The 25744-nt window shown below is 72.9% G+C and carries 22 protein-coding genes; 9 read left to right on the forward strand and 13 right to left on the reverse strand.

The window, feature by feature from the left end:
* The first annotated feature begins 183 nt into the window (after positions 1 to 183).
* A complete protein-coding gene (locus tag MF672_RS21875; RefSeq protein WP_247815375.1) occupies positions 184 to 1356 on the forward strand; it encodes a sensor histidine kinase in 1173 nt (390 codons plus the stop codon).
* On the forward strand, positions 1353 to 2036 hold the full coding sequence (locus MF672_RS21880) for a response regulator (RefSeq protein ID WP_247815376.1): 684 nt from the start codon (positions 1353 to 1355) through the stop codon (positions 2034 to 2036). Before MF672_RS21875 ends, MF672_RS21880 begins: the two co-directional genes overlap by 4 nt.
* A 17-nt stretch (positions 2037 to 2053) precedes the next feature.
* Here MF672_RS21880 and MF672_RS21885 read toward each other — a convergent pair whose 3' ends face one another.
* The 8 genes from MF672_RS21885 to metH form a co-directional block, all read right to left on the reverse strand.
* Positions 2054 to 3046 (reverse strand): ABC transporter ATP-binding protein, encoded by a 993-nt coding sequence (locus MF672_RS21885; protein WP_242382609.1) that lies wholly within the window; start codon positions 3044 to 3046, stop codon positions 2054 to 2056.
* 44 nt (positions 3047 to 3090) lie between these two features.
* Entirely contained in the window at positions 3091 to 4116 is a 1026-nt protein-coding gene (locus MF672_RS21890; RefSeq protein ID WP_242382607.1) for an ABC transporter ATP-binding protein, read from the reverse strand.
* A complete protein-coding gene (locus MF672_RS21895) occupies positions 4113 to 5126 on the reverse strand; it encodes an ABC transporter permease (protein ID WP_242382606.1) in 1014 nt (337 codons plus the stop codon). The genes MF672_RS21890 and MF672_RS21895 overlap by 4 nt, the downstream gene beginning before the upstream one ends.
* Before the next feature lie 85 nt (positions 5127 to 5211).
* Positions 5212 to 6975: an ABC transporter substrate-binding protein gene (locus MF672_RS21900; protein WP_242382605.1), complete on the reverse strand. Its 1764-nt coding sequence runs from the start codon at positions 6973 to 6975 to the stop codon at positions 5212 to 5214.
* Between the two features lie 47 nt (positions 6976 to 7022).
* The gene (locus MF672_RS21905; RefSeq protein WP_242382604.1) at positions 7023 to 8015 is read right to left on the reverse strand and encodes an ABC transporter permease; all 993 of its coding nucleotides are present in this window, start codon (positions 8013 to 8015) and stop codon (positions 7023 to 7025) included.
* A 225-nt stretch (positions 8016 to 8240) separates the two neighbouring features.
* Positions 8241 to 8780, reverse strand: a complete 540-nt coding sequence (locus tag MF672_RS21910) for a cellulose synthase (RefSeq protein ID WP_242382603.1) — start codon at positions 8778 to 8780, stop codon at positions 8241 to 8243.
* A 748-nt stretch (positions 8781 to 9528) separates the two neighbouring features.
* Positions 9529 to 10179 carry an HAD family hydrolase gene (locus MF672_RS21915; protein ID WP_242382602.1) on the reverse strand — a complete coding sequence of 217 codons (651 nt, stop codon included), beginning with the start codon at positions 10177 to 10179 and terminating at the stop codon, positions 9529 to 9531.
* Between the two features lie 46 nt (positions 10180 to 10225).
* Complete coding sequence (gene metH, locus MF672_RS21920; RefSeq protein ID WP_242382601.1) at positions 10226 to 13690, reverse strand: methionine synthase; 3465 nt, start codon at positions 13688 to 13690, stop codon at positions 10226 to 10228.
* Positions 13691 to 13830: 140 nt separating this feature from the next.
* Between metH and MF672_RS21925 the strand changes: the two genes are divergently transcribed.
* Both MF672_RS21925 and MF672_RS21930 read left to right on the forward strand, forming a co-directional pair.
* Positions 13831 to 14289 carry a universal stress protein gene (locus MF672_RS21925; RefSeq protein ID WP_242382600.1) on the forward strand — a complete coding sequence of 153 codons (459 nt, stop codon included), beginning with the start codon at positions 13831 to 13833 and terminating at the stop codon, positions 14287 to 14289.
* A 298-nt stretch (positions 14290 to 14587) separates the two neighbouring features.
* Positions 14588 to 15442: a PAC2 family protein gene (locus MF672_RS21930; RefSeq protein WP_242383497.1), complete on the forward strand. Its 855-nt coding sequence runs from the start codon at positions 14588 to 14590 to the stop codon at positions 15440 to 15442.
* Positions 15443 to 16207: 765 nt separating this feature from the next.
* On the opposite strand, the gene MF672_RS21940 is transcribed toward MF672_RS21930, so the two are convergent.
* The gene (locus MF672_RS21940; RefSeq protein ID WP_242383496.1) at positions 16208 to 16987 is read right to left on the reverse strand and encodes a sirohydrochlorin chelatase; all 780 of its coding nucleotides are present in this window, start codon (positions 16985 to 16987) and stop codon (positions 16208 to 16210) included.
* On the reverse strand, positions 16987 to 18153 hold the full coding sequence (locus MF672_RS21945; protein WP_247815377.1) for a uroporphyrinogen-III synthase: 1167 nt from the start codon (positions 18151 to 18153) through the stop codon (positions 16987 to 16989). The genes MF672_RS21940 and MF672_RS21945 overlap by 1 nt, the downstream gene beginning before the upstream one ends.
* A gap of 238 nt (positions 18154 to 18391) precedes the next feature.
* Here MF672_RS21945 and def point away from each other — a divergent pair, with 238 nt between their 5' ends.
* Positions 18392 to 18877, forward strand: a complete 486-nt coding sequence (def, locus tag MF672_RS21950; RefSeq protein WP_242383495.1) for a peptide deformylase — start codon at positions 18392 to 18394, stop codon at positions 18875 to 18877.
* On the opposite strand, the gene MF672_RS21955 is transcribed toward def, so the two are convergent.
* The 3 genes from MF672_RS21955 to MF672_RS21965 are packed head-to-tail and all read right to left on the reverse strand — an operon-like array spanning position 18813 to position 20635.
* A complete protein-coding gene (locus tag MF672_RS21955; RefSeq protein WP_444861109.1) occupies positions 18813 to 19103 on the reverse strand; it encodes a WhiB family transcriptional regulator in 291 nt (96 codons plus the stop codon). The genes def and MF672_RS21955 overlap by 65 nt on opposite strands.
* A 24-nt stretch (positions 19104 to 19127) precedes the next feature.
* Complete coding sequence (locus MF672_RS21960) at positions 19128 to 20048, reverse strand: glycosyltransferase (protein ID WP_242383494.1); 921 nt, start codon at positions 20046 to 20048, stop codon at positions 19128 to 19130.
* Positions 20045 to 20635 (reverse strand): D-glycero-alpha-D-manno-heptose-1,7-bisphosphate 7-phosphatase, encoded by a 591-nt coding sequence (locus MF672_RS21965; protein WP_242383493.1) that lies wholly within the window; start codon positions 20633 to 20635, stop codon positions 20045 to 20047. Before MF672_RS21965 ends, MF672_RS21960 begins: the two co-directional genes overlap by 4 nt.
* Before the next feature lie 183 nt (positions 20636 to 20818).
* On the opposite strand from MF672_RS21965, the gene MF672_RS21970 reads away from it, so the two are divergent.
* Genes MF672_RS21970 through MF672_RS21985 form a run of 4 tightly spaced genes read left to right on the forward strand, consistent with a single transcriptional unit; the run spans position 20819 to position 25744 of the window.
* Positions 20819 to 22450, forward strand: a complete 1632-nt coding sequence (locus MF672_RS21970) for a carbamoyltransferase family protein (protein ID WP_242383492.1) — start codon at positions 20819 to 20821, stop codon at positions 22448 to 22450.
* On the forward strand, positions 22447 to 23490 hold the full coding sequence (locus tag MF672_RS21975) for a glycosyltransferase family 2 protein (protein ID WP_247815378.1): 1044 nt from the start codon (positions 22447 to 22449) through the stop codon (positions 23488 to 23490). Before MF672_RS21970 ends, MF672_RS21975 begins: the two co-directional genes overlap by 4 nt.
* The gene (locus MF672_RS21980) at positions 23487 to 24560 is read left to right on the forward strand and encodes a glycosyltransferase family 9 protein (protein WP_242378011.1); all 1074 of its coding nucleotides are present in this window, start codon (positions 23487 to 23489) and stop codon (positions 24558 to 24560) included. Before MF672_RS21975 ends, MF672_RS21980 begins: the two co-directional genes overlap by 4 nt.
* The gene (locus MF672_RS21985; protein ID WP_242378010.1) at positions 24557 to 25744 is read left to right on the forward strand and encodes a glycosyltransferase; all 1188 of its coding nucleotides are present in this window, start codon (positions 24557 to 24559) and stop codon (positions 25742 to 25744) included. The genes MF672_RS21980 and MF672_RS21985 overlap by 4 nt, the downstream gene beginning before the upstream one ends.

A 25744-nucleotide genomic window follows, 5' to 3' on the forward strand; every position in this document is an offset into this window, starting at 1 on the left:
GGCGGGGCGTCGCAAGGGTCCCCTCGCCATCGGGCGTCGCGGGGTGCCGTCGCCACCGAGCGGCGCGGGGGTCGCGTCGCGGCGAAGGGTTCGCGGTGGTTCCCGAGCGCGGTCGGAACGGCACCGGCCGTAATCCTCCCAGGGGAGGAGGATGGGGCGGGCGGCCGGTCCTACAGTGAAGCGGTGCGCATCGACCGGACAAGGCTCCACGACACGGCTCTGGCCGGGGTGGTGGCCGCGGCCTCGGTGACGCTGCTCGCGCTCTACGACCCCCTGTGGCCGCCGGTCGCGGGGTTGCGCCCGGCCGACGGCGCCGGGTTCGCGCTGGCGGCCGCGGCCGCCGTGCCCGTCGCCTGGCGGCGCGGCCGGCCGCTGGCGGCGCTGTGCGCGGCCCTCGTCCCCGAGACGCTGCTGGCGGTGGCCGGGTACGGCGCGGGCGTGCCGGGCCTGGCCGGGCTGGTGCTGCTGTACTCGGTGGCCTCGCACCGGGGGCTGGCGATGGCGCTCGGCGCGCTGCTGGTGTCGATGTCGGCCTACGCCTGCGGCGCGCTGGCCGGCCCGGTGCGGGTGACGGCGTGGACCGATCACGTGGTGGTCGCCGTCGTCCTGACCGCGGTGTGGGGCGCGGGGCGGAGCCTGCGGCTGCGGCGGGCGTACCTGGAGGAGCTGAAGGACCGGGCGGCGCGGCTGGAGCGGGCGCACGCGGCCGACACGCGGGCGGCGCGGGCCGAGGAGCGCTCGCGGATCGCGCGCGAGCTGCACGACGTGGTCGCCCACCACGTCAGCGTGATGATCGTGCAGGCCGCGGCGGCGCGCCGGGTGCTGGCCTCCGACCCGGAGCTGGCGGGCGAGGCGCTGTCGGCGATCGAGCACACCGGGCGTACCGCGATGGCGGAGATGCGCACGATCGTGGGCGTGCTGCGCGCCGACGCGCGGGCCGAGCTGGGCCCGCAGCCGGGGGTGCACGACCTGCCGGCGCTGGTGGAGCAGATGCGCGAGGCGGGGCTGCCGGTCCTGCTGCGGGTGGAGGGCGAGCCGCGGCCGCTGCCCGCCGGGGTCGATCTGGCGGCGTACCGGCTGGTGCAGGAGGGGCTGACCAACAGCCTGCGGCACGCGGGCCCGGGCGCGGCGGCGGTGGTGACGGTGCGGCACCGGCCGTGCGAGCTGGACGTGCGCGTGGAGGACGACGGGACAGGAGGGACGGGACCGTCCACCTCGCCCGCCACCGGGCAGGGGCACGGTTTGGTGGGCATTCGCGAACGAGTGGCACTCTATGGTGGAATCCTGAGCATCGGTCCGCGACCGGGGGGCGGTTTCGAGGTGCGGGCGAGGTTCCCGTTGAAGGACGGCCAATGACGATCAGAGTGCTGCTGGTGGACGACCAGCCGCTGCTGCGCACGGGATTCCGCCTGATCCTTGAGGCCGAGCCCGACATCACCGTGGTGGGGCAGGCGGGCGACGGCAAGGACGCGATGGAGCAGACGCGGGCGCTGTTGCCCGACGTGGTGCTCATGGACATCCGCATGCCGGGGGTCGACGGCATCGAGGCGACGCGGCGCATCGTGCGGGAGGCGGCGCCGGCGGCGCACGTGCCGAAGGTGCTGGTGCTGACGACGTTCGACCTCGACGAGTACATCGTGGAGGCGCTGCGCTCGGGCGCGTCGGGGTTCCTGCTGAAGGACGTGCCGCCGGACGAGCTGGTGCAGGCCATCCGGGTGGTGGCGGCGGGCGAGGCGATCGTCGCGCCGAGCGTCACCCGGCGGCTGCTGGACCGGTTCGCGACGCGGCTGCCGTCGGCGTACGAGCAGGCCGCCCCGGCCCGGCTCGACCGGCTGACCGAGCGCGAGCTGGAGGTGCTGCGGCTGATCGCCAAGGGCATGTCCAACGCCGAGATCGCCGCGAAGCTGGTGGTCAGCGAGACGACGGTCAAGACGCACGTCGGCAACGTGCTGACCAAGCTGGGCCTGCGCGACCGCGTGCAGGCGGTGGTGCTGGCCTACGAGACGGGCCTGATCACGCCGGGCGCCCTTTCGTAGGGCGCCCGGCGGGCCGGTCAGTCCTGGCCGGCGGCGGGCGCGGCCGCGGCCGGGGTCTGGGGGGCGTTCTCGGGGAAGTGGCAGGCGACGCGGTGACCGCCGGCCAGCTCCTCCAGCGGCGGCTCGACCGTCTTGCAGATCTCCTGCGCCTTCCAGCAGCGGGTGTGGAAGCGGCAGGCGGGCGGCGGGTTGAGCGGGCTCGGCACGTCGCCGGTCAGCCGGATGCGCTCGCGCCCCTTGCGCGCCTTGGGGTCGGGCACGGGCACGGCCGACAGCAGGGCGTTGGTGTAGGGGTGCATGGGCGAGCTGTAGAGCCGCTTGCGGTCGGCGATCTCGACGATCTTGCCGAGGTACATGACCGCGACCCGGTCGCTGATGTGGCGCACCACCGACAGGTCGTGGGCGATGACGACGTAGGTGAGGTCCAGCTCGTTCTGCAGGTCCTCCAGCAGGTTGACGACCTGGGCCTGGATGGAGACGTCGAGCGCGGAGACCGGCTCGTCGGCGATGATGAGCTTGGGCTTGAGCGCGAGAGTGCGGGCGATGCCGATGCGCTGGCGCTGGCCGCCGGAGAACTCGTGCGGGTAGCGGTTGTAGTGCTCGGGGTTGAGCCCGACCAGCGACAGGATGTCCTGGACGGCCTTCTTGACGCCGTGCTCGGTGTGCACGCCCTGGATGCGGAACGGCGCGCCGACGATGGCGCCCACGGTGTGGCGGGGGTTCAGCGACGAGTACGGGTCCTGGAAGATCATCTGCATGTCGCGCCGGAGCGGCCGGAGCCGGCCCTGGCTCATGTGCGTGATGTCCTGGCCCTCGAAGACGACCTTGCCGGCGGTGGGCTCCAGCAGGCGGGTGACCAGGCGGCCGGTCGTGGACTTGCCGCAGCCCGACTCGCCCACCAGGCCGAGGGTCTCGCCCTTGAAGACGTCGAAGCTGATGCCGTCCACCGCCTTGACCGCGCCGACCTGCCTCTTCATCAGGCCCTTGGTCACCGGGAAGTGCTTCTCCATGTCCTGCACGGAAAGAAGCGGCTCACTGCCGTAGTTCGGCTCGCTCACTGGATCTCCAGCACTGGCTTGATCTCGTTCTCCCACAGGCTGCGCCGCTCGTCCCTGCTCATGTGACAGCGCACCAGGTGGCCGCCCTCGGTCTCGGTGAGGGCGGGGACCTCGGTGTCGGCCTTGCCGCCGGTGCGCTCGGCGTACGGGCAGCGCGGGTGGAAGGCGCAGCCGGGGGGCACGTTGATGAGCGACGGCGGCGAGCCCTTGATGGGCAGCAGCCGCTCGGTGGGCTCGCGGTCGAGGCGGGGCATGGAGCCCAGCAGGCCCCAGGTGTAGGGGTGCTCGGGGCGGTAGAAAATGCTGTCGGCCGGGCCGTACTCGACGCATTTGCCCGCGTACATGACGAGGATGTCGTCGGACAGCTCGGCCACCACGCCCAGGTCGTGGGTGATGATGATGAGCGCGGAGTTGAACTCGCGCTGCAGGTCGACCATGAGATCGAGGATCTGGGCCTGGACGGTGACGTCGAGCGCCGTGGTGGGCTCGTCGGCGATGAGCAGCTCGGGGTCGCACGACAGCGCCATGGCGATCATGGCGCGCTGGCGCATGCCGCCGGAGAACTCGTGCGGGTAGCTGTCGACGCGGCGGGCCGGCTCGGGGATGCCCACGCGGCCCAGCATGTCGATCGCGTGCTTGCGGGCGACCTGCTTGCTGACGTCGTGGTGGATGCGGTAAGCCTCGACGATCTGGTGGCCGACCGTGTAGTAGGGGTGCATCGACGACAGCGGATCCTGGAAGATCATCGCCATCTTCTTGCCGCGCAGGCCGCGCACGTGCTCGGCGGAGGCGCCGATCAGCTCCTCGCCGTCCAGCCAGATCTCGCCGGACAGCCGGGCGCGGCCGCCCTTGTGCAGGCCGAGAATGCCGAGGCTGGTCACGCTCTTGCCGGAGCCGGACTCGCCCACGATGCCGAGGGTCTTGCCGCGCTCCAGGCCGAACGACAGCCCGTCGACGGACTTGACCAGCCCGTCGTCGGTCGGGAAGTGGATCTTCAGGTCCTTGACGTCAAGGAAGCTCACGACAACCTCACCCTCGGGTCGACCACGGCGTAGAGCAGGTCGACGACCAGGCTCGCGACCACCACGAACAGCGCGGCGACCAGCACGACGCCCATGACCTGCGGCAGGTCCTGGTTCCTGATGGCCAGGATCGCGTACTGGCCGAGCCCCGGCAGAGTATAGGTGGTCTCGGTGAGGATGGCGCCGCCGATGAGCAGGCCGAAGTCGATGCCGAACAGCGTCAGGATCGGCGTCAGCGCGGCGCGCAGGCCGTGCTTGACGACGACCTCGCGCTCCTTCAGGCCCTTGGCCCGGGCGGTGCGGATGTAGTCCTCGCCCATCGTCTCCAGCATGCCCGCCCTGGTGAGCCGCGCGTAGGTGGCGGCGAACAGGAACGCCAGCGTGATCCACGGCAGCAGCAGGTCGTAGGCCCACTGCGCGGGGTTCTGCAGCAGCGGCGTGTACGCGCCGCCGGGCGGCGTCCAGCCGAGGCCGTAGCTGAAGACGACCAGCGAGATCATGCCGGTGAAGAAGATGGGCAGCGACACGCCGGCCAGCGCGGTGCCCATGGACAGCCGGTCGAAGAAGCTGCCCCGGCGCAGCGCCGACAGCACGCCGATGCTCACCCCGCCCAGCACCCACAGGATCGCGGCGCCGATGGCCAGGGAGAAGGTGACCGGCATGCGGTCGACCAGGTCCGGCCAGACGGGCTGCCCGCTGATGAAGGAGTAGCCGAAGCAGGGCGCGGGGCACTGCTCGACCCCGGCGCCGTAGTCGTACTGGGCGCCGGCGAAGATGCCCTTGACGAACCTGCCGTACTGCACGACCACGGGGTCGTAGAAGCCGAGCCGCTCGGCGACCAGGTGGACCGTCTCGGGGGTCGCCGCGCGCCCGACGTAGCGCGAGGCGAGGGCCTCGGGGGTCGCCCCGGCCCACTGCGGCACGACGAAGAAGATGCCGAAGGTGACCATGCTGATCACGATGAGCATCGCGAGCGCGCCGATCAGACGCCTGATGATGTATGTGAGCACCGCTGCCGGCCGAGTGGCCGGCCCGCCGCCGGGCCGGCCACTCCTGCCTTCACCTGCCTTCGCTAGATCCCCGAACCTCGCCTGGTCACTGAACGCCGAGCAGCACGTAGTCGTACATCTGCTGGCCCTCGTTGTAGGCGAGGTTGGTCACGCCCTGGCCGCGCATGAGCAGGGACTTGGCCCAGACGACGGGAAGGATGGAGGCGTCCTCCATGACCTTCTTGTCGACGTCCACCCACAGCTTCTCGCGGGCGGTGGCGTCCAGCTCGGCGGAGGCCTGGTCGACGAGCTTGTCGACCTCGGGCACCTTGACGCTCAGGTTGTAGTTGCCGGCGTCGCGGATGGTGCGGCTGTCGACGATGGCCTGCAGGAAGCCGTAGCCGTCGGGCCAGTCGGAGCCCCAGCCGTGGGTGGCGAGGCCGATGCCGTTCTTCTTGACGTACTCGACGTTGCCGGCGTAGTCGGAGAAGTAGCTGGAGGACGGGAAGCCCTTCAGCGTCAGCTTGATGCCGGCCTTGGACAGCGCCTGCTGCATGGCCTCGGCGAGCGCCTTCTCACGCGGGCGGTCGGAGCGGAACGACATGGTGGTGCTGAAGCCGTTGGGCTGGCCGCAGGCCGCGAGGGCCTCCTTGGCCTTGTTGACGTCGCCCTTGTTCTCCGGCGTCTGGTACAGGTCGAACTTCTCCTGGCCGACGATGCCGGGCGGCATGACGTTCGTGGCGATCTCGCCGCCGGCCACCGGGCCGCCGAAGGCGGTCTGGTTGGCGACGCGGTCGGCGGCCCACTGGACGGCCTTGCGGCAGTTGATGTTGTCCAGCGGCTTGGTGTCGGGGATGACCGACACGAACCACAGGCGCTGGATCGTCGGGTTGTCGGTACGGGCCTTCAGCGTCGGGTCGGGCAGGACCTTGCCGAGCGCGGCGGGCTGCATGCCGGTGCCGGGGATGTCGAGCTGGATGCTGCCCGACATGAGCTGGTTGTCCAGGTCGTCGGCGTTGACGTTGAGCTGGACCTCCCACCGGTCCGGCAGCGCGGGGCGGTTGGAGTCGGTGGAGGCGTCCCACTGGTCGTTGCGGACCAGGGTGAAGCGCTTGCCGATCTCGTTGGTCTCGAACTTGTACGGGCCCGAGGAGACGACGTGCTCGCGGTACTTCGCGCCGGTGTCCTTGGCCTTGGGCACGGGGGCGGTCATCGGGAGCTGGACGATGTAGTCCATCGACGCGAACGGCTTCTTCAGGTGGAAGACGACCGTGGTGTCGTCGGTCGCCTCGACGGCCGACTTGTAGTCCACGTCGGGGCTCTTGTAGACGCCCTTGAAGTCCTTCGGCCACTCAAGCAGCTCGTTGAGGTAGGAGGGGCCGTGCGGGAAGGTCTCCTTGTCGTAGGAGCGCGCGACCGCGTAGGCGACGTCCTTGGCCGTGATCGGGCTGCCGTCCTCGAACTTGAGGCCGCTCCTGATCTTGTACGTCCAGGTCTTGCCGTCGGCGCTCGGCTGGCCCAGGCTCTCGGCCAGGTCGGGGACGACCTTGTTGCCGTCGGGGCCGGGGCCGGTCTTGTACGTCGTCAGCGTGCGCCAGTACAGACGGCCGAAGTTGAAGGAGTAGCCGTAGTAGGTGTCGGCCGGGTCGAGGCTGTCCCAATCGGAGGAATGCGCGGCCTTGATCGTGCCTCCCTTCTTGGTCGAAGGGTTGAACACGCCGGTGAGCGAGGCGTTGAACGCGGGTTGCGCGCCGCCGCCGGACGCCGACTGCGCGGGCTGCTGCGGCGTGCCGCCACCTCCGCCACAGGCGGAGAGCACCATGGCGAGCGCCGCTGTCGCGGCCGCCGCCAGTGCGGATTTCCTTCTCATTGACTAACCCCTTGGTAGTGAGATGGGGGATGGAGCGTTGGCGAAGGTCAGTGCGCGCGGGGGTCGAAGGCGTCCCTCAGCCCGTCGCCGAACAGGTTGAACGCCAGGACCGTGATGAAGATCGCCAGGCCCGGGAAGAGCACGAAGTGCGGCAGCGTGTAGAAGCGCACGGCCTCCGACAGCATGCCGCCCCAGGTCGGGGTGGGCGGGTTGATGCCGACGCCCAGGAAGGAGAGCGCGGCCTCGAACAGGATGTTGGTCGGGATGAGCAGGGTCGCGTACACCAGGATCGGCGCCATGAGGTTGGGCAGGACCTCGCGGAAGAGGATGTAGCCGTGGCGCGCGCCGAGGCTGCGGGCGGCGTCGACGAACTCCCGCTCGCGCAGCGACAGGGTCTGCCCGCGCACGATGCGGCCGATGCTGGGCCAGCTGAAGAAGCCGATGATGAAGATCAGCATGGCGATGCGCAGCCCGTTGCCCTCCAGCCCGAACCCCTTGTCGGGGACGACGCCCGCCAGCGCGATCGCGAAGACCAGCAGCGGGAAGGCGAGGAAGACGTCCATGATGCGGCCGATGACCTGGTCGACCCAGCCGCCGAAGTAGCCGGCGATGACGCCGAGCACGGTGCCGATGATGACCGAGAGCATGGTGGCGAGGAAGCCGATGAGCAGCGAGATGCCGGCGCCGGCGACGATGCGGCTGAAGATGTCGCGGCCGTTGACCGGCTCGACGCCGAGCAGGTACTCGCCGCCGATGTTGCCGAAGGTGCCCTTGGGCAGGAGCGTGCTCTGGTCGATCGCGTCCTGGTGGAACTCCAGCGGGTCGTGCCCGAAGGCGGAGATGATGGGCCCGGAGAAGATCGCCACCAGGATGAGCAGGACGACCACGATGCCGCCGCCGAGGGCGATCTTGTCCCGCCGCAGCCGCATCCAGGCGATCCTGGTGAGGGACCGTCCCTGGATGGCCTTGCCCGCTCCCGCGAGCACCAACTCCGGTTGCGCTTCTGACGCGGAGCCGGGAACGTCAAGCGGCGCGGTCATGCGAAATTGCCCCCTGGATCCAGACGACGCTGTCTTTTGGATGAACTTTAGACCGCGAGTCGCGACCTCAGGAGGCAGAATCTATGGCCTGAGCTGCTATGACCAGCCCCTCAGGCCGCTATGTGGCTTATTTGTGATTGATGCGAAACTCATTCGTATCGATCTTGAAGGGAATGTCCGGGGCGGGTCCCGGTTGCGTCTCGACTTCGTGACACACGAACGCGATCAGCTGATCCCGCGACGCTTGAGCAGCTCCTCGATGTCGGAAAAGTCGTCGTCGCCTGCCGCGCCGGCGCCTGCGGCGGGGCGCTTCTGCCCAGGCTTCTGGGCTGGCTGGGCGGGCTGCTGGGCGGCGACGGCCGGCTTGGGCTTGGCGCCCGGCGCGGCGGGCCGCTGTGCCGCGCCCGTGGCCGCGGCGGGCCGCTGCCCCTCGCCCGAGGTCTTCCTGCGGCCGACGGCCAGCTTGCGGCCGCGCAGGAACCCGGACACCACGAACAGCACGGCCGCCAGGCCCGCCACGGCGATGCCGGCCCACACGGCCGGGTTGAGCACCAGGCCGGTGACGAAGCCCACGGCGGTGGTGCCGATGTTCCACAACGCCTGCAACGCGCCCGTGAGGTAGGCCGCCAGCGGCAGCAGCGCCCACGCCATCACCCGCAGGCCCGACGCCGCTCCCCGGCGGCGGAACGCCAGGAAGCTCAGGACCAGGCCCGCCGCCGTCACGCCGACGCACAACGGCAACCAGGCGATCTGGTTGAAGTCCATCAAGCCACCCCCTTCGTCTCGGCTTGTCCCCTCCATCCTGGCACGCGAACGGGCGCCTGCCCCTCCTCCGCGAGAACCAGCCGTCCCCTAGGGGGAACCCCTCCCCCACCCCGGACCCGCCGCCCCGGGCTCGGCCCGGACGGCGGGACAGTGGCCGGGCGGGTGATCGGTGGACGCGCAGGGGCGCCCGGGCGCGGCCAGGCGGCTGATGGGCGGCGAGGCAGCAGACCCGCGCCCAGGCGGCGGGCAAGACGACGCGCGAGACGACGCGCGGGACGACGCGCGGCGGGACACCGGGACGGCCCGGTCGGACGGGGACGACCGGGCCTCGCGAGCCCCACCGCGAGCGGGCGACCAAGGCGAGCGGCCCCAGGCGCGGCCGAGGCAGACGTCCCGAGGCGAGGGAGGTCCCCAGGCGAGAGAGAGGGTCCCGGGACAAGCGTCCCGAGGCGAGGGAGGGTCCCGAGACGCGCGGCCCGAGACGAGCGTCCCGAGTCAAGGCTCCCGAGGCCGGGCGATGAACCTTGAGACGGGCGGTGGGCCTCCAGACGGGCGTTGGGCCTTGAGCCGGGCGGTGGGACGCCGCGCTCCGAGACGGGCGGAGGGGACGCCTGGCCCTGGCAGGCGGCGGGACGGCGCATCGAGGAACGCCCGTTCGCCGCCGGGGTTCAGGAGGGGCGGGTGGTCAGGGCGCGGTGAGCCGGTGGCGGGGCCAGCCAAAGGCGAGGTGGGCCGGTGGTGAGACGGGTCAGGGGTGGGTGGGGAGGAGGGCGTGGAGGTCGGGGAGGGTGACGGAGGTGAGGGAGGGGACGACGAGGCGGCCGGGGGCGGGTTCGATGGGCAGGAGGCTGGGGACGGCCACCACCGCGCACCCCGCCGCCGTCGCCGCCGCCACCCCGCTCGGCGAGTCCTCCAGCACCACGCACCGCACCGGCTCCGCCCCGAGCAGGCTCGCCGCCGTCAGGTACGGCTCGGGGTCGGGCTTGGTGCGCGTCACGTCGTCGGCCGTGACCACCACGTCGAAGCGCTCGCGCCCGACGCTCTTGAGCACGGCGTCGGCGATCTCCCGCAGCGACGAGGTGACCAGCCCCACCGGCACCCCGGCCGCGCGTACGGCGTCCAGCAGCTCGGCGGCGCCCGGCATGACCGGGACCCCGGCCGTCAGCCGCTCCACCATGCCCGACACCATCCAGTCGCGGACGGTGGCGGGCGGCACGGCGGCGCCGGAGACGGCCAGCATGTAGCCGACCGTGCGCTCCATGGAGCCGCCGACCAGGTGGGCCTGGTGCTCGGGTGTCCATGCGGCGCCCAGCCGGGCCATCACCGCCGTCTCGATCTCCAGCCAGACCCGCTCGCTGTCGACCAGCAGCCCGTCCATGTCGAAGAAGACCGCGTCCATGCCCCGTTCCCCCGTGCAGCTCGTGAAGCTCGTCCTCGCCGGTGTGTCAGACGTTGAAGTACTTGGCCTCGGGGTGGTGCGCGACCAGCGCGGACGTGGCCTGCTCGGGGTGGAGCTGGAACTCCTCCGACAGGGTCACGCCGATGCGCTCGGGGTCGAGGAGCTGGAAGAGCTGCACCTGGTCCTCCAGGTTGGGGCAGGCGGGGTAGCCGAAGGAGTAGCGGCAGCCCTGGACGTTGACCTTGAGCATGTCGTCCAGCGACTCGTCGCCGCCGATGCCCCATTCGGCGCGCACCCGGGCGTGCCAGTACTCGGCCAGCGCCTCGGTGAGCTGCACCGACAGGCCGTGCAGTTCGAGGTAGTCGCGGTAGGCGTCCTTGGCGAACAGCTCGGCCGTGGCCTCGGCGATCTTCGCGCCCATGGTGACGACCTGGAAGGCGACCACGTCGGTCTCGCCGGAGCTCTTCGGGCGGAAGAAGTCCGACAGGCACAGGTGGCGGTCGCGGCGCTGGCGCGGGAAGGTGAAGCGGGTGCGCTCGCCGCCGGACTCGTCGAGGATGATCAGGGAGTCGCCGTCGCTGACGCACGGGAAGTGGCCGTAGACGACGGCGGCCTCCAGCAGGCCCTCGGTCTGGATGCGCTCCAGCCACATGCGCAGCCGCGGCCGGCCCTCGGTCTCGACCAGCTCCTCGTACCCGGGGCCGTCGCCGCCCCGGGTGGGCTTGAGGCCCCACTGGCCGAGGAACAGCGCGCGCTCGTCGAGGAAGGCCGCGTAGTCGGCCAGCGAGACGCCCTTGACGATGCGGTCGCCGAGGAAGGGGGCCGCCGGGACCGGGTTGTCGAGCGCCACGTCGGAGCGGGCGGGCAGCTCCTCGACCGGGGTGCGCTGGAGCACCGCGCCGGTCTTGACCCGCCGCTCGCGCAGCGGCGGCAGCGAGGCGCCCTTCTCGCCGCGCTTGACGGCCATGAACGCGTCCATGAGCCGCAGCCCTTCGAAGGCGTCGCGGGCGTAGCGCACCTCGCCCTCGAACACCTCGGCGAGGTCCTGCTCGACGTAGGCGCGGGTGAGCGCGGCGCCGCCGAGCAGCACCGGGTAGCGCTCGGACAGGCCCCTGGAGTTCATCTCCTCCAGGTTCTCCTTCATCACCACGGTCGACTTGACCAGCAGGCCGGACATGCCGATGACGTCGGCCCTCTGCTCGTCGGCGGCCTCCAGGATGGCCGAGACCGGCTGCTTGATGCCGAGGTTGACGACCTGGTAGCCGTTGTTGGACAGGATGATGTCGACGAGGTTCTTGCCGATGTCGTGGACGTCGCCCTTGACGGTGGCCAGCACGATGCGGCCCTTCGTCTCGCCCTCGACGCGATCCATGTGCGGTTCGAGGTAGGCGACGGCGGCCTTCATGACCTCGGCCGACTGCAGCACGAACGGCAGCTGCATCTGCCCGGAGCCGAACAGCTCGCCGACGGTCTTCATGCCGTCGAGCAGCACCTCGTTGATGATCTCCAGGGCGGGGCGCTGGTCGAGGGCGGTGTCGAGGTCGGCCTCCAGGCCCTTGCGCTCGCCGTCGATGATGCGCCGCTTGAGCCGCTCCCACAGCGGCAGCGAGGCCAGCTCCTCGGCCTTGCCGGCGCGCAGCGCGGCGGCGTCGACGCCCTCGAACAGGTCCATGAAGCGCTGCAGCGGGTCGTAGCCCTCGCGGCGGCGGTCGTAGACCATGTCGAGCGCGACCTGGCGCTGCTCGTCGGGGATGCGCGCCATCGGCAGGATCTTGGAGGCGTGCACGATGGCCGAGTCGAGGCCGGCGTTGACGCACTCGTTGAGGAAGACGGAGTTGAGCACCATGCGGGCGGCCGGGTTGAGGCCGAAGCTGATGTTGGAGACGCCGAGCGTGGTCTGCACGCCGGGGTAGCGGCGCTTGAGCTCGCGGATGGCCTCGATGGTCTCCAGGCCGTCGCGGCGGGTCTCCTCCTGGCCGGTGGCGATGGGGAAGGTGAGGGTGTCGACGATGATGTCCTCGACCCGCATGCCCCAGTTGGCGACGAGGTCGTCGATGAGGCGGGAGGCGACGCGGACCTTCCAGTCGGCGGTGCGGGCCTGGCCCTCCTCGTCGATGGTGAGGGCGACCACGGCGGCGCCGTGCTCGCGCACCAGCCGCATGATCTTCTGGAAGCGGGAGTCGGGGCCGTCGCCGTCCTCGTAGTTGACGGAGTTGACGGCGGCCCGGCCGCCGAGCATCTCCAGGCCCGCGCGCAGCACGTCCGGCTCGGTGGAGTCGAGCATGATGGGCAGGGTGGAGGCGGTGGCGAAGCGGAAGGCCAGCTCCTTCATGTCGGCCACGCCGTCGCGGCCGACGTAGTCGACGCACAGGTCGAGCATGTGGGCGCCGCCGCGGGCCTGCTCGCGGGCCATCTCGACGCAGTCGTCCCAGCGGCCCTCCAGCATGGCCTCGCGGAAGGCCTTGGAGCCGTTGGTGTTGCAGCGCTCGCCGATGGCCAGGAACGAGGTGTCCTGGCGGAACGGGACGCTCTGGTAGAGCGAGGAGACGCCCGGCTCGGGGTGCGGGCGGCGGGCGGCGCTCTCCTTGCCGCGCACCCGCTCGACGACCTGGCGCAGGTGCTCGGGGGTGGTGCCGCAGCAGCCGCCGACCAGGGACAGCCCGTAGTCGCGGGTGAAGGCGGCGTGGGCGTCGGCCAGCTCGCCCGCCGACAGCGGGTAGTAGGCGCCGTCGGAGGTGAGGACGGGCAGGCCGGCGTTGGGCATGCAGCTCAGCCGCAGCCGGGAGTGGCGGGCGAGGTAGCGCAGGTGCTCGCTCATCTCGGCGGGGCCGGTCGCGCAGTTGAGGCCGATGATGTCGACGCCGAGCGGCTCGATCGCGGTGAGCGCGGCGCCGATCTCGGAGCCGAGCAGCATGGCGCCGTTGGTCTCGATGGTGACCTGGGCGATGACCGGGATGTCGCGGCCGGCGTCCTCGACGGCCCGCTTGGCGCCGATGACGGCGGCCTTGACCTGGAGCAGGTCCTGGCAGGTCTCGATGATGAGCGCGTCGGCGCCGCCCGCGATGAGGCCGGCGGCGTTGTCGCGGTAGGCGTCGCGCAGGCTGGCGTAGGGCAGGTGGCCGAGCGTGGGCAGCTTGGTGCCGGGGCCCATCGAGCCGAGGACGAAGCGCGGCTGGTCCGGCGTGGACCAGTGGTCGGCGGCCTCGCGGGCGATGCGGGCGCCGGCCTCGGAGAACTCGAAGACGCGGTCGGCGATGTCGTACTCGCCGAGCGCGGCGAGGTTGGCGCCGAAGGTGTTGGTCTCGACGCAGTCGACGCCGACCGCGAAGTAGGCGTCGTGGACGCCCCGCACGATGTCGGGACGGGTGACGTTGAGCACCTCGTTGCAGCCCTCGTGGCCGTGGAAGTCGTCGAGGGTCGGGTCTTGCGCCTGGAGCATCGTGCCCATGGCGCCGTCGGCGACGATGACGCGCTGGTCGAGCACTTGGCGGAAGGACGGGGAGATGCTCATGGAGTAGAGCTTATCGGGTGCGCTCCGGCTGCTTGCCGGGGCCGCCGGAGAAGATCGTTTCGTGGCTTGTGGGACGTTTGAGGCTGCTGCGCGCTAGTCTGCCCGGTGTCAATTGAACGTGGCGTCCAATTGGGGCTTCCATGGCCTATCGCACCGTGCTCGTCGGCACCGACGGCTCCGCCTCCTCCTTCCGCGCCGTGACCGCGGCGGCGTCGCTGGCCGCGGCGACCGGCGCGACCCTCGTCCTGGCCTGCGCGTACCTGCCGATGCGGGAGAGCGAGCGGGCGGCCGCCGCCGACCGGCTGGGCGGGCTGGCGTACAAGGTGAGCGGGTCCACGCCCGCCGACGACGCGCTGCGGGCGGCGCGCGAGCACGCGGTGGCGGCGGGGGCCGCGGACGTGGTGCTCGCCGCCGAGGAGGGCGAGGCCGTGGACGTGCTGGTCGCCCTGGCCGCGCGGCACCGGGCCGACCTCGTCGTGGTGGGCAACCGGGGGCTCAACAGCCTGGCCGGGCGGCTGCTGGGCTCGGTGCCGTCGGGGGTGCTGCACCGGGCGGCGTGCGACGTGCTGGTCGCGCACACGACGGACGGCGGCCGCTGAGGCGCGAGCGGCGGCGAGCCGGGCCGGGCGCAGGTGGGCCGGGCGCGGGCGGGCCGGGCGCGGGCGGGCCGCGTTGTGCGCTGAGCGCGAACACGGCGGGGCTCCCGCGCGACACGCCCGTGCCCGCCGGGGCGCGGGAGCGGGCGGCGTCCCCGGCGCGACCGGCGTCGGCGCTGCCCCGCGGCCCGGCCGCACGGACGGCAGGCCGGGCGGGGCAAGGGGTTCGCGGGGAGATCGGTGACGGCGACGCCCCCTCAGCGCATAGGCTAAGCGGGACAATGGAGGAAGGAGGCGACCCGTGATTGAGCTTGAAGGGCTCCCCGAGCTCGTCGACCCGGTGCTCATTGCCGCGTTCGAGGGGTGGAACGACGCGGGCGAGGCCTCCAGCGGAGTCATCGCGCACCTCGAGTCCGCGTGGAAGGCCGAGCCGCTCATCGCGCTCGACCCCGACGACTACTACGACTTCCAGGTGACGCGGCCCGTGGTGGAGATGAGCGAGGGGCTCACCCAGTCGATCGTCTGGCCGACCACCAGGCTGCTGCGCGCCCGCCCGCCGGGCGTCGAGCGCGACGTGGTGCTGCTGCGCGGCATCGAGCCCAACATGCGCTGGCGCTCGTTCTGCGCCGACATCATCGAGATCTGCCGCGAGCTGGGCGTGGAGCTGGCCGTCATGCTCGGCGCGCTGCTCAACGACTCCCCGCACACCCGTCCCGTCCCGATCCTCGGCGGCGCCACCAACGAGGGGCTGGCCCGCTCGACCAATCTGGAGCTGAGCCGCTACGAGGGCCCGACGGGCATCGTCGGGGTGCTGCAGCACGCCTTCGGCCACGCCGGTCTCGACGCGATCTCGCTGTGGGCGTCGGTCCCCCACTACGTCGCCCAGCCGCCCAACCCCAAGGCCACGCTGGCGCTGCTGCGCCGGCTGGAGGACGTCCTGGAGATCCCGATGCCGCTCGGCGACCTCGACGAGGAGGCGCGGGCCTGGGAGCGCGGCGTCGACGAGCTGGCCTCGCAGGACTCCGAGGTGGCCGAGTACGTCAAGGAGCTGGAGGAGCGCAAGGACGCCGCCGAGCTGCCGGAGGCCAGCGGCGACGCGATCGCCGCCGAGTTCGAGCGCTACCTGCGCCGCCGCGACCGCGACACCGACACCTGATCCCCCGGCAGGCCCTCCATCCTCCGGCAGGCCCTCTGGGGGCGCTGTCCCCTGCCGTGTCCTGCGGGCTCGCCGCCCTCCTGCGGCCCCGTGGACGCCGCCGACACCTGAGGCTCACCGGGCGCGACACTGACAGCTAACCCTCAGGGATTAAATCCGACCATTTTTCCGCGTTTCGCGTAATAATCGGTGACCGTACAAGATTGCACTAAGTTGGGACCCGAGCCACACCGCTTGACACCGCTTGACTCGCGACAAACCGGCTTCGCGCCGTGATGCCTACCTACTGACCGCGCACGTTAGGCACGCCATGGCGACTTCCCATGTAGATCCGTACCAGCGGAGCCAGGACGCCCGGCGGCGCGTCCTGGAGATGGCCGTCTCGCTGCGCGAGGAGCGCGGCGGCGGCTCCGTGGACCACTTCCTCGCGCTGCTCCAGGACCGGCTCCCGTCCTGGCTGAGCCTGCTGCACACGCTCGCCCACCGCGTCGGGAGAGGGAGCGTGGCCGACAACCTGCTGCCCATCGCCCAGGCCGGCATCCAGTACTACGTGGACGTGCAGAGCGCCGCGCTGCCCGCGTTCACCTCCCCCGACGTGACCGTGCGCTTCCGCCAGGCCGTCCGCGACACCGGGCTCGGCCCGCGGGCCGAGGTGGCGCCGCTGGCCGCGTACCTGGCGGCCGAGCAGGGCCTCGGCCGGGTGCGGGCCGACGCCGACCCGGAGGCCAGCGCCCGCCTGCTGATGGCGGGCTGCTTCCACCGGGCCTACATCGAGATGTTCGTCGGCGAGGACGCCTGCCCGTCGCGCGAGGCGAGCGCCCGGGAGGTGGTGCGCGAGCTGCGGCTCGAACCGGCGCCCGCGGCCCCCGCGAGCAGGGCCTCGTCGTAGCGCCGCCAGACCAGCGCCGCCACGTCGGGGTCGGCCCCCAGGGGCTCGCTCACCAGGCCGGCGCCGGCCGCGGCCAGCCGGTCGTGGAAGAAGCCGGGCGCCAGCACGTACGAGGCGATCGCCACCCGCGCGGCCGGCGTCGAGCCGAGCCGCGCCATGGCCTCCTCCAGCGACGGCGTGCCCGCCGAGACGAAGGCCGCGGTGACCGGCCGGGCCAGCCGCACGGCGAGCATGCGGGCGGCGGCCCTGACGTCGGCCAGGGCGGCGGGGTCGGAGGAGCCGGCCGCGCCGAGCACGACCGCGTCGGTGGCGCGGAGGCCCGCGCGGGCGAGCTTGCGGGTCAGCACGCCGGTCAGCAGCCGGTGCGGGCCGAGCCAGCCGGCCACGACGGCGTCGGGCCGGTGCGCGGCGATGACCTCGGGCAGGTCGATGTGCACGTGGTAGCCGCCCGCCAGCAGCAGCGGGACCACCACCACCGGGCCGGGCACGGCCGCGAGCACGCCGGCCAGCGGGGGCGAGCTGATCTCGAGGTAGCTCAGCTCGACCCGCCGCCCGGGACGCGCCCGCCTGACGGCTTCGGCCAGAGCGGCCAGGCTCGCCTCGCCGGCGGCGCTGCGCGTGCCGTGCGCGGCCAGGACCAGTGCGGGCGCGGGCATCAGGCGCCCGCCTCGTACTGGCAGGCCAGCCGGTAGCCGCGCTTGACCACGGTCTCGACGATGCCGGCGGGGCCGAGCGCGCGGCGCAGGCGGGTGATCGCCATCTCGACGGCGTGCTCGGCGGAGTCGCGGGCGACGCTGCCGGGCAGCACGGTCCGCAGATCGGCGCGGGAGACGACGTGGCCGGGCTTGTCGGCCAGGCGCTTGAGCACCGCCATCGGGGCGGGCGGCAGGGGGCGCAGCTCGCCGTCCACGACCACGGCGTGGCCGCGGATCTCCAGCCGGTGGCCGCCGGCCACGAGCCGGGTGACGCCGTGCTCGGGCAGGTGCCTGGCCAGGGCGCGGGCCAGCGCGCCGAGCCGCGAGCGGTCCGGCTGCAGGGTGGGCACGCCGCGCGAGGTGAGCGGGTCGGCGGTGACCGGGCCCACGCAGGCGGCCACGACGGGCCCGCTGAAGGCGGCCAGCAACGACTCCTCCAGGCCGTCGGCGCGGGCCGCGCCGAGCATGGCGTGCACGGCCGGGGCGCTGGTGAACGCGACGGCGTCCACCGAGCCGGACACGGTCTGGCTGATCAGCCGGCGCAGCGGCGAGATGTCGCGGTACGGCAGCCACCGGTAGACCGGGATCTCGATCACCTCGGCCCCGGCGGCGCGCAGCTCGGCCACGAAGTCGCTGAGCGGCTCGCCGTGCTGCTGGACGGCGACGCGCCGGCCGCGCAGGTCCTGGGCGAGCAGGTACTGCTTGACCTCCTGGCAGGACTCGGTGGCGGGCGTCCAGTGGTCGTTGAGCCCGGCGGCGCGCACCGCGCCCCTCGCCTTGGGCCCGCGGGTGAGCAGGCGGGCGCCGGTCAGGTGCTCGCCGAGGTCGGCCGACAGGCCCCAGCCCTCGGCGGCGGCCATCCAGCCGCGGAAGCCGACGCCGGTGGTGACGACCACGTCGTCGAGCGGCGCGGCGAGGGCGAGCCGGGTGGCGGCGAGCAGGTCGGCGTCCTCGGCCAGCGGCACCAGCCGGATGGCGGGGGCGCTGACCACGCGGGCGCCGCGGCGCTCCAGCAGGGCGCCGAACTCCTCGCGCCGCCGGGTGGCGGTCACGCCGACGGTGAAGCCCGACAGCGCGTCGGGCGCCGTCTCCGGGGACGAGCCGCTGTCGACGGTGAGAGCGGTCATGCCGTCACCTCCAGGTGCTGAAAGACGCCTGGCCGGGCCCCGAGCACCCGGCCAGGCATCACAGGCGCGCGTGACGCAAGTGAGATCACCCTCCGATACTGCTTTCGGGTGGTTTCGCCGCTGGGTCTCTTCTGTTACCGCTGTGCTACAAGGCAGAACCCCGGTGGTTGGCACCGGACGATCATGGGAAGCTTCCACCGTGAGAACGCCGAGAACGCCGCCTATCGGGGAGCCACGGGTGACGGTCCTGCCCATCCGCACGTTCGACGATCCGCTGCTGCGCACGGTGGCCGAGCCGGTCCGCGACTTCGACCGGGAGCTGCGGCGCCTGGTGAAGGCGCTGACCGCGACGATGCGGGCGGGCGCCGGCCGCGCCGGTCTGGCCGCCCCGCAGGTGGGCGAGCCGCTGCGGGTGGTCGTCTACGACTACGACGGCCGCGCGGGGCACCTGGTGAACCCGCGCCTGGAGCTGTCGGAGCGGCGGGTGGTGGCCGACGAGGCATGCCTGTCCGCGCCGGGCGTGTGGTGGCCACTGGAACGTTCCTACATGGTCACCGCGCGTGGCCGCGACATGTTCGGCAAGTCCGTGACCGTGCGGGCGCTCGGCGTGCTGGCGAGGGTGCTGCAGCACGAGGCCGACCACCTCGACGGGGTGTTGTTCAGCGATCACCTCGAAGCGGGCGAGCGGGAACGGTTTCTGGCCGCCGCGCTGCCGTCAGGCTGAGCTCCCGGCGCTGGTCGGGGTCGGTCCCGCCCCACACGCCGTACGCCTGGCGGGTGCTCAGCGCGTACTCCAGGCACGGCTCCCGCACGGGGCAGCCGTGGCAGACGTCCTTGGCCTGCTCGACCTGTGACTGGCTCGGCCCTTCCATGGTGATCGGGAAGAACAACTCCGGGTCCAGGTCGAGGCAGGCGGCCCTGCGGGTCCAGTCGAGCATCATCATGCTCATCGCGCCTACCCGGGCCGCGGCCGGTCATACCTCGCTGAGCAGGCGATCCCAGTCGGCGAGGAAGCGGTCGAGCCCGTAGCGGGCCAGAGCGGCGGCGCGGGCGGCCTTGCCGGCCTGGGCCGCGCTCTCCGGGTCGCCGGCGAAGGCGTGCAGGGCGTCGGCGAGCACGTGCACCTTGGTCGAGAGCACGCCCGCCTCCGGCGGGACGGCCTCGATCGCCTCGGTGGCGGCCAGCGCCACGATCGGCATGCCGAGGTGCATGGCCTCGATGAGGGCCAGGCCGAGCGAGGTCCACCGGTACGGGTGCAGGTAGACGCGGCGCCTGGCCAGCTCGGCGTGCATGACGTGCTGCGGCAGGTCCTCGTGGGTGCCGTAGGGCAGGCCGGCCACCTGCATGCCGAACACGTCCAGCGGGACGCGCTCGGCGAAGCGCGGCAGCAGGTCGGTGCCGGCCACGCGGGTGCGCCGCACCGGCTCGTTGACCACGACGCCGGCTCTCGGCAGCTCGCCGGTGTAGAGGTGGCCGGGGTCGGGGACGCCGTGCTCGATGACGCGGGTGCGGGCGCGGCCGTTGTCCCAGTAGAGCTCGTTGAAGTACGTGACGTGGACGAGCGTGACGCGGTCCTGGCCGGCGAGCGGGTGACGGGTGCGCGGCACGTCGCCGGCCGGGGCGTTGTGCTCGAGGTACACGCCGGGAACGTCGCGGCCGAGCCAGTCGCGGGCCAGGTCGAGCTCGTGCGGGCGCTGGTGGACGACCACGTCGACGGGCTCGTCGCGCAGCCGGTCGAAGGGCACCTCGCGGGCGGACTCGGGCCAGTCGTAGGTGTCCGCGCGGCCCCGCCCGTCGGGGCCGCGACCGGGGACGACCGGCAGCAGGTACTCGTGCCGGCCCCGGATGAAGGCGTTGGTGTAGGAGCCGTGCACGTGCCAGAGCAGGATCCTCACCAGCGGCTCCAGCCCATGGCGCGGGCCCACGGGGCCGAGACGGCCGGCACGGGGGCCTCGGCGTCGGTCAGGACGCGGTCGACGACGTCGATGAGGTCCTCGGCGACCTCGGGCGCGTGGTCGATCTCCTCCGGCAGCGTCACGTCGGTGGGCACGAGGATGCCGCGGGCGCCGGCGGCGCGCGCCGCCTCCATGTCCCTGCCGATGTCGCCGACGACGACGCAGTCGCGCGGGCTGACGTCGAGCACGGCGGCGGCCCTGATCACCAGGCCGGGCGCGGGCTTGCGGCAGGTGCAGCCGTCGCCGTCGTCGTGGACGCAGATCGCCCACGCGTCGAACGGCCCGAGCAGCTCCTCCACCTTGGCGTTGACCTGGTCCATCTCGTCCGGGGTGAGCAGGCCCTTGGCCACGCCGGACTGGTTGGTGACCACGGCGACCGGCACGTCGGCGCGGCGCAGCCGGCCGAGGGCCTCCAACGCTCCGGGCATGGGCTCCACCCGGCGCGGATCGCCGTTGTAGGGCACGTCCCTGATCAAGGTCCCGTCCCTGTCGAAGAGCACGGCGCCGGGCCGTCGTCGATCGAACACCTTCCACCTCCGTCGCGTGCTCCGCCAGCTACCCGGGGGCGACCCCGGCAAACAACTACTTAGAGTGACTTCGCGCAGGAGAAGCAGGGGGCAAACGGCCTGTTTTCGCATCTCGCGCGGCTGCGGAATGTTTGAGAACCGCTTCTCTCGGTAGCGGTTCTCGATATCCGTGGGGGAGGAAGAATGAGATTTCTCGGGATCAACGCGATCTTCCACGACCCGGCGGCCGCGCTCGTGGCCGACGGGAGGATCGTCGCCGCGGCGGAGGAGGAGCGCTTCAGCCGCCGCAAGCACGGTAAGCGGCCACTGGCGTTCTCCGCGTGGGAGCTGCCCGAGCAGGCCGCCGCGTGGTGCCTGCGCGAGGCGGGTCTCGCCCCCGAGGACATCGACGCGGTGGCCTACTCCTACGACCCGTCGCTGGTGGTGCAGCGGCCGGAGGGCGACTGGGAGGACCTGCGCACCAAGTACGCGGTCCGCGCCCCGCTGTTCCTGGCGACCGCGCTGCCGGGCCTGGACCCGGCGCAGGTGACGTACGTGCCGCACCACGTGGCGCACGCGGCCTCGGCGGGCCTCGCCTCGCCCTGGCGCGACTGCGCGGTGCTGGTGTGCGACGGCCGCGGCGAGAACGTCTCGCACCTGGCCGGCCGCTACCGGGGCGGCGAGCTGGAGGTGCTGGCCGCCCAGGAGCTGCCGCACTCGCTCGGCCTCCTGTACGAGGACGTCACCGAGCACCTGGGTTTCCTGCGCTCCAGCGACGAGTACAAGGTCATGGCGATGGCCTCCTACGGCGAGCCCCGCCACCTGGAGGCGCTGCGCGAGGTCATCCACACGACCGGCGACGGCGGTTTCCGCGTCGAGCCGGTCGACTGGAACGTCTACGCCAAGGCGCTGCCGAAGGGCGCCGCGTGGACCTCCGACCACGCCGACCTGGCCGCGAGCGTGCAGGCGCGGCTGGAGGAGGTGCTGGCCGAGCTGGTGGGCTGGCTGCACGAGCGCACCGGCGAGCGGCGGCTGGCCCTGGCCGGCGGCGTGGCGCTGAACTGCGTGGCCAACACGCGGCTGCTGGCCGAGGGGCCGTTCGAGGAGGTGTGGGTGCAGCCCGCGGCGGGCGACTCCGGCACGGCGCTGGGCGGCGCGCTGCACCTGGCGCAGTCCTACGGCGAGCCGGCCGCGCCGATGGGCACGGCGGCGCTCGGCCGCGGCTTCACCGACGAGGAGCTGGGCGCGTGGCTGGACGTGGCCAGGGTGCCGTACACGCGGCCCGCCGACCTGGCCGCCGAGGTGGCCGCCGAGCTGGCGGACAACAAGATCGTGGCCTGGTTCCAGGGCCGGTCCGAGTACGGGCCGCGGGCGCTGGGGCACCGCTCGCTGCTGGCGCACCCAGGGCACGCGGGCAACACCGAGCGGCTCAACGACGTGAAGGGACGCGAGCAGTTCCGGCCCGTCGCGCCCATGGTGCTGGAGTCGCGGGCGCGGGACATCTTCGGGCGGGGGCCGGTGCCGTCGCCGTACATGTTGTTCGTGCACGACGTGCACCCGGACTGGGTGAGCCGCATCCCGGCGGTCGTGCACGTGGACGGCACGGCCCGCATCCAGACGATCTCGCCGCGCACCGAGCCCCTGGTGGCGCGGCTGCTGACCGAGTTCGAGCGGCGCACCGGGCTGCCGGTGGTGGTCAACACCAGCCTCAACACGGCGGGCCGGCCCATGGTGGACGACCCGCGCGACGCGCTGGAGTGCTTCGGCTCCGCACCGGTGGAGGTGCTGGTCCTCGGGCCGTACGTGGTGCGGCGGCGGGAGGTGTTCGGTTCGTGATCACCGTCGTGATCCCCACCATCGGCCGGCCCACCCTGGCCCGGACGATCGCCGCCGTGGGCTCCGGCGTGCCCGTCGTCGTGGTGGACGATCGCCCCGATCCGGCGGGCACGCAGCGCCGCGGATCGGGTACAGTCGGTGATGGCGGTGGCAGCCAACCAAGGGAGTTCGGCATGCCCACCGTCCTGAGATATTTGCCTGCCCATGTGCGCCTTGTGCGCAGTGGCGGCAAAGGCCCCGCGGCCGCCCGCAACGTCGGGTGGCGCGCCGCGGACACCCCCTGGGTCGTCTTCCTCGACGACGACGTGATCCCCGAGCCCGGCTGGGCGGATGCGGTCTGGAAGGACCTGGTCGACCTGCCCGAGGACGTCGCGGGCAGCCAGGGCCGCATCGTCGTGCCCCTGCCGGGCGACCGGCCGCCGACCGACGGAGAGCGGCACACCGCCGGGCTGAGCGACGCCTCGTGGGTGACCGCCGACATGGCCTACCGGCGCGCGGCGCTGGCCGCGCTCGGCGGTTTCGACGAGCGCTTCCCCCGCGCCTACCGCGAGGACGCCGACCTGGCGCTGCGCATGACGCGGGCCGGGCACCGGCTGGTGCGCGGCGAGCGCGTCACCCGGCACCCGGTGCGGCAGGACGGCTTCTGGGCCAGCGTGCGCTTCCAGCGCGGCAACGCCGACGACGCGCTCATGCGGCGCCTGCACGGGCCGGGCTGGCGCGCGGCGATCGGCGGCGGCCCGGGCCGGCTGCGGATCCACGCCGCGACCACGGCGGCCGGGCTGGCCGCCGTGACGCTCGGCGCCCTGGCCGCGCGGGTGCGCGGGCCGCGGGTGCCGGGCACCCCGGCGCGGCTGGTCCCCGCGCTGGCCGCGGCGGCGGGCGCCGCGTGGGCGGGACTGACCGCCGAGTTCGCCTGGCGCCGGATCGCGCCGGGTCCCCGTACCCCCGATGAGGTGTGGCGGATGGCCGTCACCAGCGTGGTGATCCCGCCGGTCGCGTGCGCGCACCGGATGCGGGGGGAATGGAGGGTGCGGCGATGAGCGACAGGACGCTGCGGTCCGCCGCGGGCAAGGCGGGCGGCCGGGGGCGCGTGCTCGTGGCCCGGCTGGACGACGCCGGCGACGTGCTGCTGGCCGGTCCGGCCGTGCGCGCGGTGGCGGCGCAGGCGGGCGAGGTGGTCTTCCTCGCCGGCCCGAACGGCCGGGCGGCCGCGGAGCTGCTGCCCGGCGTGGACCGCGTGGTGACGTGGCGGGCGCCGTGGATCGACCACACTCCCCCGCCGGTCACCCGGGAGCAGGTGGACGACCTGGTCGGGCGCCTGCGCGGCATCGACGAGGCGGTGATCCTCACCTCCTTCCACCAGTCGGCGCTGCCGCTGGCGCTGCTGCTGCGGCTGGCCGGGGTGGGCCGGATCAGCGCGATCAGCAACGACTACCCGGGCTCGCTGCTCGACGTCCGCCACCGGTGGGACGAGAGCGTGGACGTGCCCGAGGCGGAGCGCATGCTCGCCGTGGCCAGGGCGGCGGGGTTCGAGCTGCCACCGGGCGATGACGGCAAACTCGCAGTTCAACGACCACTGCCGGATATAGAGGAAATTACGGGGCACCTGCTCGGTGTCGGCGCCGACGCCGACAAAGGCACGTATGTCGTGGTGCATCCAGGGACGTCGGCGCCCGCGCGCACCTGGCCGGCCGAGAGGCACCGGCAGGCCGTGCGGGAGCTGGTGGAGGACGGGCATCGGGTCGTGGTGACCGGCACGGAACGTGACCTCACCGCCTACGTGGCCGGCGACGACGCGGCCGACCTCGGCGGCGTGACCACTCTGGCCGAACTGGCCGCCGTGATCGAGCACGCCAGCGTGCTCGTGGCGGGCAACACCGGCCCCGCCCACCTGGCGGCCGCGGTCGGCACGCCGGTCGTGAGCCTGTTCGCCCCCGTCGTCCCGGCGGCGCGGTGGGCCCCCCACGGGGTCCCCACGGTGCTGCTGGGCGACCAGCAGGCGCCCTGCAGGGACAGCAGGGCGCGCACCTGCCCGGTTCCCGGACACCCGTGCCTGTCCCAGGTCACTAGTGAGCAGGTGGTCAAGGCAGTGAGGGAGCTGACGCAGTGAAGGTCGATCTCATCTCCGAGCACGCCGATCCGCTGGCCGCGGTCGGCGGCGTGGACGCGGGCGGCCAGAACGTGTACGTGGCGGCCCTGGCCGTCGCCCTGGCCGGGCGCGGGCACCAGGTCGTCGTCCACACCCGGCGCTCGTCGCAGGCCCAGCCCCGCTCGGTGCGCCTGGCGCCCGGCGTCGTCGTCGAGTACGTCCCGGCCGGACCGGCCGAGCCGATCCCGAAGGACGAGCTGCCGCCGTACATGCCCGAGTTCACCGACTTCCTCGCCGAGCGCTGGGCGATCGACCCGCCGGACGTCGCGCACGCGCACTTCTGGATGAGCGGGCAGGCCGCGCTGCAGGCCGCCGACGGCTTCCCCGTCGTGCAGACCTTCCACGCCCTCGGCACCGTCAAGCGCCGCTGGCAGGGCGAGGCCGACACCAGCCCCGCGCACCGGGTCGACACCGAGCGGGAGATCGGCAAACGCGCCGACGCCGTCCTCGCCACCTGCAGCGACGAGGTCGGCGAGCTGTGCGCGATGGGCATCCCGGAGCAGCGCATCGCCGTCGTCCCCTGCGGCGTCGACCTCGACCACTTCTGCCCCGACGGGCCGAAGGCGCCGCGCACCGGCGGCCGGATGATCCTCAGCATCGGCCGGATGGTGCCGCGCAAGGGCGTCGACACCGTGATCGCGGCGCTGCGCCAGATCCCCGGCGCCGAGCTGGTCGTCGCCGGCGGCGGGCCGGACGACGACGAGGCCGTCCGGCTGCGTGACCTCGCCGCCGGCTACGGCATCGAGGAGCGCGTGCACGTCATCGGCAGCGTGCCGCGCGCGCACGTGCCTGCGCTGATGCGCGCCGCCGACGTCGTGGTCACCGTCCCCTGGTACGAGCCGTTCGGCATGGTCCCCGTCGAGGCCATGGCGTGCGGCACTCCCGTCGTGGCCTCGGCCGTCGGCGGGCACCTCGACACCGTGGCCGGCTGCGGCGTGCTGGTGCCGCCGCGCCGGCCGCGCGCGCTGGCCAGGGCGCTGATGGACGTGCTCGGCGACGAGGCGGGCCGGGCCCGCATCGGCGCGGCGGGGGCCAGGCGCGCCCGCGAGCGCTACGGCTGGCCGCACGTCGCCGCGCGCACGGAGGCCGTGTACACGCAGGTCATCGACGGCCGGCTGTGCGGCCTCGAGGCCATGGGGGGTTGA

The sequence above is a fragment of the Actinomadura luzonensis genome (assembly GCF_022664455.2).
In the GTDB taxonomy this organism is placed as follows: Bacteria; Actinomycetota; Actinomycetes; order Streptosporangiales; family Streptosporangiaceae; genus Nonomuraea; species Nonomuraea luzonensis.

Excerpts from the sequence above, each read along its gene's own strand:
- MF672_RS21880 (WP_247815376.1), top strand. The coding sequence starts at position 1,353 with ATGACGATCAGAGTGCTGCTGGTGGACGACCAGCCGCTGCTGCGCACG.
- MF672_RS21885 (WP_242382609.1), bottom strand. The coding sequence starts at position 3,046 with ATGGAGAAGCACTTCCCGGTGACCAAGGGCCTGATGAAGAGGCAGGTC.
- MF672_RS21900 (WP_242382605.1), bottom strand. The coding sequence starts at position 6,975 with ATGAGAAGGAAATCCGCACTGGCGGCGGCCGCGACAGCGGCGCTCGCC.
- MF672_RS21905 (WP_242382604.1), bottom strand. The coding sequence starts at position 8,015 with ATGACCGCGCCGCTTGACGTTCCCGGCTCCGCGTCAGAAGCGCAACCG.
- MF672_RS21910 (WP_242382603.1), bottom strand. The coding sequence starts at position 8,780 with ATGGACTTCAACCAGATCGCCTGGTTGCCGTTGTGCGTCGGCGTGACG.
- MF672_RS21915 (WP_242382602.1), bottom strand. The coding sequence starts at position 10,179 with ATGGACGCGGTCTTCTTCGACATGGACGGGCTGCTGGTCGACAGCGAG.
- metH (WP_242382601.1), bottom strand. The coding sequence starts at position 13,690 with ATGAGCATCTCCCCGTCCTTCCGCCAAGTGCTCGACCAGCGCGTCATC.
- MF672_RS21925 (WP_242382600.1), top strand. The coding sequence starts at position 13,831 with ATGGCCTATCGCACCGTGCTCGTCGGCACCGACGGCTCCGCCTCCTCC.
- MF672_RS21940 (WP_242383496.1), bottom strand. The coding sequence starts at position 16,987 with ATGCCCGCGCCCGCACTGGTCCTGGCCGCGCACGGCACGCGCAGCGCC.
- MF672_RS21945 (WP_247815377.1), bottom strand. The coding sequence starts at position 18,153 with ATGACCGCTCTCACCGTCGACAGCGGCTCGTCCCCGGAGACGGCGCCC.
- MF672_RS21955 (WP_444861109.1), bottom strand. The coding sequence starts at position 19,103 with ATGAGCATGATGATGCTCGACTGGACCCGCAGGGCCGCCTGCCTCGAC.
- MF672_RS21970 (WP_242383492.1), top strand. The coding sequence starts at position 20,819 with ATGAGATTTCTCGGGATCAACGCGATCTTCCACGACCCGGCGGCCGCG.
- MF672_RS21980 (WP_242378011.1), top strand. The coding sequence starts at position 23,487 with ATGAGCGACAGGACGCTGCGGTCCGCCGCGGGCAAGGCGGGCGGCCGG.